12 protein-coding genes are annotated in these 12,697 nt (G+C 43.3%); 11 read left to right on the top strand and 1 reads right to left on the bottom strand.

Annotated features, from left to right (window positions below; translation table 11 throughout):
- The 3 genes from BSG1_RS16825 to spoIID form a co-directional block, all read left to right on the top strand.
- Positions 1–696, top strand: a 696-nt coding sequence (locus tag BSG1_RS16825) for a YwmB family TATA-box binding protein (protein WP_006838377.1), incomplete at its 5' end; no start/stop codon positions are given.
- A 32-nt stretch (positions 697–728) separates the two neighbouring features.
- Complete coding sequence (gene murA / locus BSG1_RS16820) at positions 729–2,045, top strand: UDP-N-acetylglucosamine 1-carboxyvinyltransferase (RefSeq protein ID WP_006838376.1); 1,317 nt, start codon at positions 729–731, stop codon at positions 2,043–2,045.
- Positions 2,046–2,324: 279 nt separating this feature from the next.
- Positions 2,325–3,341: a stage II sporulation protein D gene (gene spoIID, locus BSG1_RS16815; RefSeq protein ID WP_044023071.1), complete on the top strand. Its 1,017-nt coding sequence runs from the start codon at positions 2,325–2,327 to the stop codon at positions 3,339–3,341.
- A 399-nt stretch (positions 3,342–3,740) separates the two neighbouring features.
- On the opposite strand, the gene BSG1_RS16810 is transcribed toward spoIID, so the two are convergent.
- On the bottom strand, positions 3,741–4,181 hold the full coding sequence (locus BSG1_RS16810; protein WP_044023070.1) for a VanZ family protein: 441 nt from the start codon (positions 4,179–4,181) through the stop codon (positions 3,741–3,743).
- 198 nt (positions 4,182–4,379) lie between these two features.
- Between BSG1_RS16810 and BSG1_RS16805 the strand changes: the two genes are divergently transcribed.
- The 8 genes from BSG1_RS16805 to BSG1_RS16760 all read left to right on the top strand — a co-directional run bounded on the left by BSG1_RS16805 (position 4,380) and on the right by BSG1_RS16760 (position 12,506).
- Positions 4,380–5,249 (top strand): M23 family metallopeptidase, encoded by an 870-nt coding sequence (locus BSG1_RS16805; RefSeq protein WP_044023073.1) that lies wholly within the window; start codon positions 4,380–4,382, stop codon positions 5,247–5,249.
- A 551-nt stretch (positions 5,250–5,800) separates the two neighbouring features.
- The gene (locus tag BSG1_RS16795) at positions 5,801–6,103 is read left to right on the top strand and encodes a DUF4212 domain-containing protein (protein ID WP_006838371.1); all 303 of its coding nucleotides are present in this window, start codon (positions 5,801–5,803) and stop codon (positions 6,101–6,103) included.
- 295 nt (positions 6,104–6,398) lie between these two features.
- Complete coding sequence (locus BSG1_RS16790) at positions 6,399–8,066, top strand: sodium:solute symporter family protein (protein ID WP_006838370.1); 1,668 nt, start codon at positions 6,399–6,401, stop codon at positions 8,064–8,066.
- Positions 8,067–8,703: 637 nt separating this feature from the next.
- Positions 8,704–8,967 (top strand): sporulation transcriptional regulator SpoIIID, encoded by a 264-nt coding sequence (spoIIID, locus tag BSG1_RS16785; protein ID WP_006838368.1) that lies wholly within the window; start codon positions 8,704–8,706, stop codon positions 8,965–8,967.
- 430 nt (positions 8,968–9,397) lie between these two features.
- Positions 9,398–10,399, top strand: coding sequence for a rod shape-determining protein (locus tag BSG1_RS16775; protein WP_006838366.1), 1,002 nt, complete (start codon positions 9,398–9,400; stop codon positions 10,397–10,399).
- A gap of 101 nt (positions 10,400–10,500) precedes the next feature.
- A complete protein-coding gene (locus BSG1_RS16770) occupies positions 10,501–11,343 on the top strand; it encodes a flagellar hook-basal body protein (protein ID WP_006838365.1) in 843 nt (280 codons plus the stop codon).
- Positions 11,344–11,368: 25 nt separating this feature from the next.
- Positions 11,369–12,205 carry a flagellar hook-basal body protein gene (locus BSG1_RS16765; RefSeq protein ID WP_006838364.1) on the top strand — a complete coding sequence of 279 codons (837 nt, stop codon included), beginning with the start codon at positions 11,369–11,371 and terminating at the stop codon, positions 12,203–12,205.
- 16 nt (positions 12,206–12,221) lie between these two features.
- Positions 12,222–12,506: a DNA-directed RNA polymerase subunit beta gene (locus BSG1_RS16760; protein ID WP_006838363.1), complete on the top strand. Its 285-nt coding sequence runs from the start codon at positions 12,222–12,224 to the stop codon at positions 12,504–12,506.
- Positions 12,507–12,697 lie beyond the last annotated feature (191 nt).

Below are 12,697 nucleotides of genomic sequence, written 5' to 3'. Positions count from 1 at the left end.
TTTATGGTCGTGATAAGCGGGAAATATACTAATGCATCCAATCAAGTTTTAGATATAGAAAGACTTGCCGATGCTGTAGAACAAACGGACGGACGTATCACTGAATGGTCTCTAAATGCAAGGGAAAACTTAAAATTCTCTACGGATAAAGGTTTTACAACATACGTTGAAAATATGCAAAAAGAAAACCCGGACTTTAGTTGGGTTTATAACCCAAATCATGCAGGTTATGAATTAAAAGGTTTAAACCAGCATGAAACCGGGGTAGAGATTATCAAAGTGGTGACGATGGAAGTTGACAATCATCACCAGTCGTATATGATATACGAATTCCGCGGATTCGAATGGAATCATCTTACGAAACAGACTATTCAAGACCATTACTTTCCAAAAATGAAAGATCTTTTTGCAGGAGAACCTTTGATTTTCTCTTGTATCAAAGGCGAATTCAGTGATACACTTGACGGAGTTTTATCCAAGCAATCAGACAAGTTACTTTCTATTTTAGACGCAAATGAGTTGGAATCATTAAAAGAACACGATTTTTATTCTATATCGGCTTTTTCTAATAAATTTGACCAAAGAATGCCAACGGAACATCAATACATGAACTTACAACTAAGCCTACGGAAGAAAGGATTGGGCACAAAGACAAACTTTGTCATTGGCACACCCATCCTTACGATTGAATATTAATATAGAGAAATTGGACGCGGAGGGGAATACTCTTGGAAAAAATCATCGTCCGCGGCGGCCAGAGTCTTAACGGTACTGTAAAAGCAGAAGGTGCTAAAAATGCTGTTTTGCCTGTGATCGCTGCTACATTATTAGCTAGTGAAGGAAAGAGTGTCATTAAGGATGTACCAACTCTCTCCGATGTATATACTATCAATGAAGTATTACGTCATTTAAATACAGATGTTACATTTTCAAATAACGAAGTTACTGTTGACGCATCAAGAGAGTTATTTGTAGAAGCTCCATTTGAATATGTTCGCAAGATGCGTGCGTCTGTCCTTGTAATGGGTTCATTACTCGGAAGAACAGGCCGTGCCCGTGTAGCACTCCCAGGCGGCTGTGCCATCGGATCAAGGCCGATCGATCAGCACCTTAAAGGTTTTGAAGCAATGGGCGCTAAAGTGAAGGTCGGCAACGGCTTCATTGAAGCAGAAGTTGACGGCAGGCTGAAGGGTGCGAAAGTTTATCTGGACTTCCCAAGTGTGGGAGCAACAGAAAACATCATGATGGCCGCTGTACTAGCGGAAGGCACAACTGTGCTGGAGAACGTTGCAAAAGAACCTGAAATCGTGGACCTTGCAAACTTCCTGAACAAAATGGGAGCAAACGTAAAAGGTGCAGGAACAGGTACAATTCGTATTGAAGGTGTAGAGCGCCTGTATGGTGTAGAGCACAACATTATCCCTGACAGAATCGAAGCAGGTACATTCATGGTTGCTGCTGCCATCACTCAAGGAAATGTCCTTGTAAAAGGTGCGATTGCAGAGCACATGTCTTCTCTTGTTGCGAAGATGGAAGAGATGGGTGTAACAATCATTGAGGAAGCAGAAGGCTTGAGAGTCATCGGTCCTGAAAAATTAAAACCGATTGATATCAAGACAATGCCTCACCCAGGATTCCCGACTGACATGCAGTCTCAAATGATGGCTCTGCTGCTTCGTGCAGAAGGAACAAGCGTTATTTCTGAAACTGTATTCGAAAACCGTTTCATGCACGTGGAAGAGTTCCGACGTATGAACGCAGATATCAAGATTGAAGGACGTTCTGTGATCATTAACGGACCTGTCACCCTTCAAGGTGCAGAAGTCGGTGCAACTGACCTGCGTGCAGCAGCAGCGCTGACTATTGCAGGACTGGTTGCTGAAGGATACACACGTGTAACTGAGCTTCACCACTTAGACCGCGGCTACGTAGACTTCCATAAAAAACTGGAAGCGCTTGGAGCAGACATTGAGCGTGTCACTGAAGTGGAAGAAGAGAACGACGTTACAGCTAACGAACAAATCATTACAGACCTAAATGCATAAATAGATCTTTGAAAAAGCTCTGTATCCGCAGAGCTTTTTTCAATTTTCAGAATAACACAAATCCCCCTTGATATAAAATAACTTGCTCAACTGCTTTAATGCGTTAAAGCGGAAAGAGGGACTGTCCCTCTTAATGCTTTAAAGTGTGAAAGCCCCGTCCGATAACTTCAAATTTTCTCCATTCTAAAGTTATAATTGCTTGTCCAATGCCATACATATGAATTGAGGTGGAGAAGTGGAGGCTTCTTCGCTTTAATCATTCATATGGAGGCATCGGACATGAACCAGTTCAAACCAGTAATCATTACAGTCGCAATTCTAATGGCCGTTACATTTCTAGTACCCACACTTGTTGTCCTTCCTTTTGCAGGCGATGAAGCAAGCAGTGAGCTGGATGAAAAGACAAACCCGAAACCTGATACCGCTGCACTTCTAGAAAACTCAGTGGAGGTAGCTGTATTCAGGTCAGGAAAAGAAATAATTGAAAAGCTTCCATTAGAACAATATGTGATTGGAGTCGTGGCAGGGGAGATGCCTGCAGATTTTGAAATAGAGGCCTTGAAAGCACAAGCGCTGACAGCAAGAACCTTTATCGTTAACCAAATGATGAACAAGGATGCAAATCTTCCTGAAGGTGCGGATGTAACGGATACTGTGACTCACCAGGTATACAAAAACATTGCAGAACTCCAGCAGCAATGGGGGGCCGACTATCAATGGAAAATCGACAAAATTACAGAGGCCGTTCTCGAAACAAAGGGGAAGATCCTGACATATGAGGGTAACCCGATATCAGCACAGTTCTTCTCTACCAGCAATGGTTTTACAGAGAATTCTGAGGCCTATTGGACAAATGAAGTGCCTTATCTAAAAAGCGTGGAAAGCCCATGGGATAAAGAATCACCGAAATTCAATGCACAAAAAGTCATTCCTGTGGCAGAGTTTCAGGAAAAGCTGGGCATTACCCTTGGAGGGGATGGTTCAGTGGGGACGATCACAGATAGAACCCCGGGACAGCGTGTTGGCAGTGTGGTCATCAGCGGCAAGGAGTTTACAGGGAGAGAGATCAGGGAGAGGCTGGACTTGCGATCCTCTGATTTCACGTGGTATCGGAAAGGTGAGCATATCGTCATCACCACGAAGGGCTTTGGCCACGGAGTCGGGATGAGCCAATACGGCGCAAACGGGATGGCGAAGGAAGGAAAGACATACGAAGATATCGTAACTCACTACTATAAAGACATTACGATTAGTTCGTCGGATAGTATTCTGAAGCAGTTTACCGCAAAAAAATAAACAAAGGAAAGGAGCTGCCAGCAACGGCAGCTCCTTATTTTATATAAGCTCTTTCGTAACATTGTTATAATCAAAACTGATCTCCGCTCCAGGTGCGTGACCTGGAGGGGCTGGGTGCCGATAATAGACGTCCCGCTAATCCCGAAGGAGGTCACAACCTTCCGCTCCAATCAACATATATTGCATCATCAAAATTCTATTAACCCACAAACTTGCCAGGGCAAAAGGAAGGTATCTAGCTAAAGAGCCCCTCCTCCTGGTCATTTGTTCACTTTTGGATTATTTACTTGCCGGTGCTATCCCGTCCCCTTAAGCAGGTAAGATTCAAGGTTATGGTACCGGCAGTGAAACAGTCAGGCTCACAGCAACTGGATAGTTATATACCCAAACACTCTGCTCTCAGTTTGTTTTCGTCATCTTAAACCGAAACCATTCCATCCCCCTGGCAATCGGATGCATTTTATTCTTAAAGTAAGTGCGGTTCACGATTGCCAGACAAACCGCTACTCCGAGAAGGTCCTTAACGGCATCTATAAGTGTCGCGGAACGGTAAGGCACAAAGGATTGATGTATTTCATCCGTCAAGCCGTAAAATCCTGCAACCATTGCAGCAATGAAACTCGCAGTATATGTTAAACGATTGTGGGCGAGCAAAGCTAAGACAAAGAGTATATAGAGAATCGCAAACTCAATCAGGTGAAGGGACTCTTTAAAGATCCGGTCGAATTGATCGTGTTCCATTCTAATGATCATATCATCCGGATTGCTCGACATATACCAAATTAAAGCCATGTATAGAAAAGGAGCCACAGTCAGTCCCCATTTAATCAATTTACTCATGAAGTAATCCTTCCTTAAAGAAATTATCTTTCTGATTATTTTACCACCTCCCCAGTTTTCTTCCATACAAAATAAGAAATTGTGATAAAACATACATATTTATAAATTGTTTGTCGAATGATAAGAAGTAAAAATTTTTTTCTAGGAGATGTATATATTTTTTTCAAAGTGTTCAGAATGATTGCTGAGGTGATGAAAATGAGAGAGGAAGAAAAGAAACAACCTTCTCAGAAATTTTTTAAAAAACGTTGGGCATACCCAGCAATCTATTTGGCAAGTGCAGCAATCATTATTACAGCAATCCTATGGTATCAAGCAGCTGGAAATGATGTTGCAGAGGAACAAAACCTAGGTTATGAAGAGGATGTTCCAACAGGTAATCAGTTTGATCGTCCTGCAGTCGAAGTCAACCGGACAATGGAGAATTTTGTACTACCAGTAGCCGATGGAAATGAAGTCGTCATCGAAAAAGGATTCTACGATGTCAACGCTTCAGAAGAAGAGCAGGAAGCTGCATTGGTTGTCTACGACAATCAATATCATCCAAACCAAGGTATCGACATTTCTCTGGGAGGAAAAGATTTTGACGTCCTCGCGGCTATGAGCGGTACAGTAACAAAGGTTCAAGAGGATTCGTTGCTTGGAAACATGATTGAAGTTGAGCATGGAAAAGGAATTGTGACTCGTTACCAATCAGTTAAGGACTTTGCGGTTGAAGTTGGAGATGCAGTTGAACAAGGTCAAAAACTTGCAACAGCAGGCCAAAGTTTGTTTAACGAAAAAGCTGGAGTGCATGTGCATTTTGAAATCCGTAAAGACAATGTCGCTGTGAATCCACAAGAATATGTAAATAAGTCTCTAGCTACACTTCAAGAAGTATCTTTCGATGAAACACCTGCAACTGATGACAGTCAGGCTGAAGATCAGGAAGAAACAGATGTTCCTGATGCTGCTGACAGTCAAAGCGAAGAGGGTTCTGATTCTGCTGATGAAAGTGGATCAGAAAACAATGATTCTGAAAAGAATGCAGACGAAGGTACAGAAGATAGCAGTTCAGACGAAGAATAATATAAACGAAGGGTTGTCCAGTAAAAGGACAACCCTTTTTGTGTGTGGCGGTTTGCTTCTAATGATTCCGCTGCAGCGGGAACTAGACGTACCTATAATCCATGAGCAAAAATTTCCGGGGAAATTCGACTTTCCCAATATTATAAGGGAAAAGCAATTTGTCCAATATAAATAATCAAGTTCTCTCGTTAATAGTATCTTAGAAAAGCATTAGGCAAACGGACAGTATAAAGGGGCCAATCGTGTCTAAAAAAACAGCTTGACTAAATGACATAAACTGTTAATAATAACTCTATAAATAAATATTCTGAATATTTAATAATATTTAATTGGAAGCTGGAAGGAGGTAAAAGGTTGCTAGTTTATTTTTGCTTTATACTCATCACGGCAGTATGTCTTATACTCGCTCTTAAAAAAAGAAGAGTTTTCTTCCTGGCTATTCCGTTCATTAGTTTATTCGGTTATGGAGCGCTCCAGGTTGTTCTGGTCCCCTTGCCACTCATTGACACGGTTAAGTTTATTTTCAGTTTGTCATAAGAAGGAGGATTTAAATGAAAAAGATTGAGAAGGGTAAAGCAGATCAATATTTTAAGGAAAAGAACCGGTACATTATGCTTTATTTAATCGTTGGCTTCCTGTCGTCTTTTGGTGTGGTTCTGTTTGCGGGCAGCCTGAAAGGTTTAACAATCAACGGCTATCCTTTCCATTACTTTATGGGAGCGCAAGGTGCAATTGTTATTTTTATAATACTCCTTTTCGTTAATGCCAAAGTAAGCGATTCTATCGATAAAAAATATGGAATCGATGAAAGCAAGAATGAAAGTTTAAGCTATGGAAAGACGCTGGATCATTGATTCTGCAAGCTGTTTTAAAAGACTTCCGCTCCAGGTGCGTGACTCTGCGGGGCGGGCGGTGAGCCTCCTCGGCTGCGCCTGCGGGGTTACGTTCCAATGGGTACGTAACCTTGGTCTTACCTTTTATTCTCTCAGGGTTATTTGACCCCGAGGGGCTGGGCGCTGATACTAGACGTCCCGCTGGTCCCGCAGGAGATCATGCACCTTTCGCTTTAATCATTTATTTTCAATAAAAGAGACTTCAGAAATGAAAACGCTTTATCAATAACTTGATGGAAAGATAAGGGGGACCAAAATGGATCTACAGTTTATTGTGTCAACTGCCATTATATTAGCTACTTTTGCACTGTATATTGGAATTGCAGTTTATAACAAGGCGAAAGCCACCTCTGATTTCTATGTTGCAGGGCGGGGGGTTCCACCGGTATTTAACGGGATGGCCATTGGAGCTGATTGGATGAGTGCAGCTTCGTTTATCGGTTTGGCCGGGACCATCATGATACTTGGGTATGACGGTCTTGCCTATATCATGGGATGGACAGGCGGCTATCTGCTGTTGACGTTCCTGCTTGCACCGCAGCTTCGTAAATATGGACGCTATACGGTGCCGGAATTCATTGGAGACCGGTATAACAGCCATACAGCCCGTGTCATTGCAGCTCTGTGTACGATTATCATTTCCTTTACGTATTCAATCGGTCAGTTATCCGGTTCTGGAGTGGTTATCGGACGTCTGTTTGAAATTGATGCTAAGCTTGGAACGGTGATTGGAGTCGTCCTGATTGCCTTTTATGCAGCTTTTGGGGGGATGAAGGGGATTACGTGGACGCAGGTGGCTCAGTATATCATTTTGATCACTGCCTATCTGATCCCAGTCATTTTCATGAGTCTGCAGCTGACAAGCAATCCGCTTCCTTGGATTTCGTACGGTGAGCTTATCGGTAAAATGGGTGAACTCGACAGGGAACTTGGTATATCTGAATATTTTGCTCCATTCACGAATGGAACCAAGTGGCAGTTCATAGCATTAATGTTTACATTGATGGCCGGTACAGCGGGTCTTCCGCATGTTATCGTCCGTTTCTATACGGTATCTACAATGAAAGCTGCCCGCTGGTCAGGGGCTTGGGCATTATTGTTCATTGGACTTCTATATCTATCAGCACCAGCTTATGCGGCCTTCTCACGTTTTATTTTAATGACGAAGGTAGCTGGTCAGAAGATCAGTGAACTTCCAAGCTGGACAACTTCATGGGTGGATACAGGCAAACTGCAGATTGCAGATGCCAACGGTGATGGAATCCTCCAATGGACGGAGCTCGTCATTTCTAATGATATTGTTGTTATGGCGACACCAGAGATTGCAAATCTTGGAGTATTCGTCATCGGCTTGGTCGCTGCCGGTGCGATGGCAGCCGCATTATCGACTGCAGGAGGATTGATGATCGCCATTTCATCTTCTTTCGCCCATGATATCTACTACCGTGTATTCAAACCGACAGCTTCAGAAAAGAATCGCCTTGCAGTAGCGCGTTGGTCAATCGTTATCGCTACTGTGCTTGCCGGGTTGGTTGCCTTGAACCCGCCGGGAGTTATCACACAGATCGTTGCCTGGGCCTTTGCGCTCGCTTCCGGAACATTCTTCCCGGCACTCGTACTTGGTGTATGGTGGAAGCGCTCGAACGCAGCAGGGGTCATTTCTGGACTGCTCGTCGGTCTTGGTGTGACTCTGACCTATATCTTCCTTGCAAGAGCAGGAATCACGATGTTTGGCATTATCGATACGGGAGCAGGTGTGTTCGGCGCAGCTGCAGCATTCCTGACAAACATCATTGTGTCACTGTCCACTAAAGCACCATCGCAGAAGATCCAGGAAGAAGTCATCGACCTCCGCTATCCTGAACAAATGACGTTCAAGGACGGGGAAGTCTGGATCAATGACGAGACTACAATTAGCAAGTAAAGAGAGCTGAAAGCAGGCAGTACTCCTTCATCCCTTGTTCGCGGGGGAAGGGGTACTGCCCTTTTTTATGAAGATGTCCGGAATTAAGGAAAGGAGAAGTCTATTTTTTAAGAGGGAGCGTAGGGCAGAGGCAGAAAGGTGTCTTAAGGCATGCTCTCATGGAAGAGAAAATAAAGGGATACAAAGTCATAAAGGACGAGCCTTTTTCCATCGACAAATTTCTCGGGAAATAACCCTGTTTATTCGTCTCGTATGACCATTCATTTTAAATTTCTTTTTCTGGTAAATAAGAGGTGTTTCCTACATGAGAAGCCCTAATTAACATCAACCGCTAAAGAATTCAGAAAATATCGACTATACACTTGTCCTTATTCACTTTTTCGTGCATATATCTTGACCATGCTTAATAAAATGATACAAACCTGACAAAAAAGAGAGTGTTTGAGGTGAAGAGTCGTTATTTCAGACAGAGCAAAGTGCCAACGTCATGTTCATATGTTGTAATTGTAGAAAGCCGATAAGCTGTAAATAAAGCTTTCTGCCGCAAATATGCAGGAATGCGGTTACCCAGCAGATATTTAAGCAAGAACGAGTCTCATTTCACACTTCTCCATCCAATTTAGGGAGGTAGAGTGGTGTGCACGATTACATCAAAGAGAGAACAGTAAAGATAGGTAAATATATCGTGGAGACAAAGAAAACCGTTCGCGTCATCGCGAAGGAGTTTGGCGTATCGAAAAGTACCGTTCATAAAGACCTGACAGAGCGATTGCCTGAAATCAATCCGGAACTTGCAAACGAAGTAAAAGATATCCTCGATTATCATAAATCAATCCGCCATCTCCGCGGAGGCGAAGCAACCAAGAAGAAGTACAAAAAAGATGAGCTTGAAATTAATTAGGAAGTACCAGGTATCAAGGCAGTTATGATACCTGGTACTTTTATTTTATTTTATTTTGATCCGCTCAAGATATGCAGTGCCAAGAGGCTTTGTGCTCTGGAAGTTCCGCTAATCCCGCGGGAGTCACATACCTTCCGATCTAATCAAAGCCTGCGAAAAGAGTATGAAAATCACTGTCTCATATACACTTTTGAAAACGATTCTATGGAAATAAATGATATGGCAGTTCTTTTTCAAAAATGTTTTTTTCTTGACATTGATTAGACAATTAGTACCTATTTTCGACATATATATGGTAAAATAATAAATTAGGTGAAGTTTTTTCTATTCCCTGTTTTTGAGTGATTAAACCAACAACGATACTTCTTTGAAAATATATTTGAATGACTAAAATGAACGCGTTGAAATGAAGAAGGGAGAACAGAAATAGATGTTTGCGAAAGATATTGGAATTGATTTAGGTACAGCTAACGTATTGATACATGTTAAAGGCAAGGGGATTGTTTTGAACGAACCTTCCGTGGTGGCAATCGACCGTAATAACAACAGAGTCCTGGCTGTCGGTGAAGAAGCGAGACGCATGGTCGGCCGTACACCTGGAAACATTGCAGCAATGCGTCCCTTGAAAGACGGCGTCATCGCTGACTTTGATGTAACAGAGGCTATGTTAAAGCATTTCATCAACAAGTTGAATGTGAAAGGCTTCCTTTCCAAGCCGCGCATCCTTATCTGCTGCCCTACGAACATTACAAGCGTTGAACAAAAGGCGATCAGAGAAGCGGCTGAAAAAAGCGGCGGTAAGAAGGTTTACCTCGAAGAAGAGCCGAAAGTGGCAGCCATCGGAGCGGGTATGGATATATTCCAGCCTTACGGTAACATGGTAGTCGACATCGGAGGCGGAACGACAGACGTTGCGGTCCTTTCCATGGGCGACATTGTAACAGCCTCTTCCATTAAAATGGCCGGCGATAAGTTCGACGCAGAAATCCTGAGCTATATCAAAAAAGAATACAAACTGTTGATTGGTGACCGTACAGCCGAAGAAATCAAAATCAACATCGGAACGGTATTTCCTGGATCGCGTGATGAGTCAATGGAAATCCGCGGCCGTGACATGGTTTCAGGTCTTCCAAGAACAATCACTGTCAAATCATCAGAAATTGAAGGAGCTCTTCGTGAGTCCGTAGCGGTCATTGTACAAGCTGCTAAGAACGTCCTTGAGAAAACACCGCCGGAACTATCTGCGGATATCATCGACAGAGGCGTCATCCTTACAGGCGGAGGAGCTCTTTTACATGGAATTGATCAGTTACTGGCTGAAGAATTGAAAGTACCTGTACTAGTAGCAGAAAACCCAATGGACTGTGTGGCCATCGGTACAGGCATCATGCTTGAGAATATCGATAGAATCAGCAGAAGAAAAATCGGCTGATTTAACCAAAAACATCCAATTAAAATAAACACATAACATTTTATACAACGGTCCGATATAATAAAAGAAGATAAAAATGAACGTAAAAAGAGGTGCCCAATATGCTGCGCGGATTTTATACAGTGGCTTCCGGAATGCTGTCTCAGCAGAGAAAGACGGAAATGCTGTCAAACAACCTTTCCAATGCCAATACTCCTGGGTATAAAGCGGATCGGTCTTCGATGAAGGCCTTTCCTGAGATGCTGTTGGCCTTGCAAGGCCAGCAGCAGAATATTCCGACCCAGAATGGTCTTAGTCTGCCGATATCCCGACAGGTAGGGGGATTGAATTCAGGTGTATATATGCAGGAAACAATTCCGGCATTTATGCAGGGAGACCTTCAAGAAACGGAAAGACTGACGGATATTGCTTTGGTTGACGGAAATATTCCGGCTGACCCCGAAACTGGTCTTCCAGGAGGGGTGTTTTTCACCTTGGAAGGTGCAGATGGAGCACCTCGATATACTCGAAATGGTAACTTTACCTTGGATGGACAAGGCTACTTGACGTCAGCGAGCGGTCTATATGTACTGGATACAGAAGGACAGCGAATTCAATTGCCATCGGATAATTTTAAAATAGCTGAAGATGGACGGATACTTGTTGATGAAGTTGAAACAGGTCGACTGGGTACTGGCTTTACAGTGAATGCCAATCGGCTGGCGAAAGAAGGAGACGGGCTTTTCAGGACGGAAGACAACGAGCCTTTAGCCGATGCCTATAACAGTGGAGCAACTTTTAACATGCAGCAGGGTTTTATCGAGCGTTCCAATGTAGACACTGCCAGAACGATGACAGATATGATGACAGCTTACAGAGCCTTTGAAGCCAACCAAAAAATCCTGCAGGCGTATGACAGAAGTATGGAAAAAGCAGTGAATGAAATAGGCCGGGTCAATGGCTAAACATAAAAAGGAAGGGGACTGACCGATGAACCGTACAATGATAGGGGCTACAAATACGCTGAATCAGCTTCAAAAGCAAATGGATATTATCGGGCATAACCTTGCAAACAGTGACACTAACGGCTACAAGCGCAGAGAAGCGATGTTCTCTGAATTGTTATTCCAGCAGGTCAGTAACCTTAAAGGTGAAAAAGATGCCAATACGCGTCTGACTCCTGGAGGAATTCGACAAGGAGTGGGAGCCAAACTTGCCCAGTCTGAAATCAACCTGGCTCAAGGTGCCCTTAAGGCAACCGGTAGAAGCCTTGACTTTGCCCTCACCTCAAGGAATCAGTTCTTTAAAGTGCTGGTTCAAGGGGAAGACGGGGCGGATGTCCGTTATACTAGAGACGGAGCTTTCTATGCAAACCCGATAGGCAATGGCGAGATGATGCTTGTGAATGGACAAGGGCATGCAGTCCTGGATGAGAATGATAATTTTATCACCTTTACTGAAGCCGAAATGAATAGCCAGGATATCAGCCTGGGGGACAGCGGCCAGTTGACTATTGGCGGTACACCCTTTAATCTTGGAATAGTATCAGTGGAAAAGCCGCAGTTTATGCAGCAAGTCGGTCAGAACCTATTGGGGCTTCCAGATGATCTTCAAGGCTTCGGTGTTAATGAAAATGAAATCCTTACCAGTCTCGAGGGTGCATTAAGAGATAATATTGGCCTTGCCCAGAGCACATTGGAAGGATCGAATGTGGATATAGGAAAAGAAATGACGGATATGCTCAATGTCCAGCGGGCTTATCAATTCCAAAGCCGTTCCATCTCGATGGCAGACCAGATGATGGGACTCATAAACGGGATCCGGTAAAAGGAGTTAAAAGACAATGACTGAAAAAGAGATTCTGCAAGATAGTAAAACAAGAGAAGAAATCAAAGCAGAAAAAAAGAATAAAAAGAAAAACAGTGCTGAAGAAAAGCCGGGCAAGTGGGTACGGATCCGTCTTCTTCCGATCTGGCTGCGAATCCTTCTTTTTGTTGCTCTCCTTGCCGGAAGTCTCGTTGGAGGAGCCATGGTTGGTTACGGAGTCATCGGGGACGGAAAACCGATGGATGTATTAGAGAAGGCGACCTGGCAGCACATTGTAGATATTGTTATGAGAGAAAATTAATCTAGTCCGGCTTTCATATTGGGAGCCGGATTTGTTGTGTATATAGGTGACATACTGGTCCAGTCGAAAATCCCGCGTGGGAACCAGCTTAGCTTTTTATCAAGTGAGTTTTCATGTAGAATGGTAAAGGAAGGCTTACATATTGGATAGAGGAGGCATTTCCATGCTTGATATTACACAAATTAAAGAAA

Origin of the sequence: Bacillus sp. SG-1 (assembly GCF_000181495.1) — a bacterium.
GTDB lineage: Bacteria > Bacillota > Bacilli > Bacillales > Bacillaceae_B > Rossellomorea.
Note: the sequence above shows the minus strand (reverse complement) of the source record. Positions and strands in the feature narration are given on the sequence as shown.

What these genes read in the sequence shown, in the direction of transcription:
- BSG1_RS16795 (WP_006838371.1), top strand. Translation starts at nt 5,801, where the DNA reads ATGAAAAAGATTGAGAAGGGTAAAGCAGATCAATATTTTAAGGAAAAG.
- spoIID (WP_044023071.1), top strand. Translation starts at nt 2,325, where the DNA reads ATGAACCAGTTCAAACCAGTAATCATTACAGTCGCAATTCTAATGGCC.
- BSG1_RS16765 (WP_006838364.1), top strand. Translation starts at nt 11,369, where the DNA reads ATGAACCGTACAATGATAGGGGCTACAAATACGCTGAATCAGCTTCAA.
- BSG1_RS16770 (WP_006838365.1), top strand. Translation starts at nt 10,501, where the DNA reads ATGCTGCGCGGATTTTATACAGTGGCTTCCGGAATGCTGTCTCAGCAG.
- BSG1_RS16810 (WP_044023070.1), bottom strand. Translation starts at nt 4,181, where the DNA reads ATGAGTAAATTGATTAAATGGGGACTGACTGTGGCTCCTTTTCTATAC.
- BSG1_RS16760 (WP_006838363.1), top strand. Translation starts at nt 12,222, where the DNA reads ATGACTGAAAAAGAGATTCTGCAAGATAGTAAAACAAGAGAAGAAATC.
- BSG1_RS16805 (WP_044023073.1), top strand. Translation starts at nt 4,380, where the DNA reads ATGAGAGAGGAAGAAAAGAAACAACCTTCTCAGAAATTTTTTAAAAAA.
- BSG1_RS16775 (WP_006838366.1), top strand. Translation starts at nt 9,398, where the DNA reads ATGTTTGCGAAAGATATTGGAATTGATTTAGGTACAGCTAACGTATTG.
- BSG1_RS16790 (WP_006838370.1), top strand. Translation starts at nt 6,399, where the DNA reads ATGGATCTACAGTTTATTGTGTCAACTGCCATTATATTAGCTACTTTT.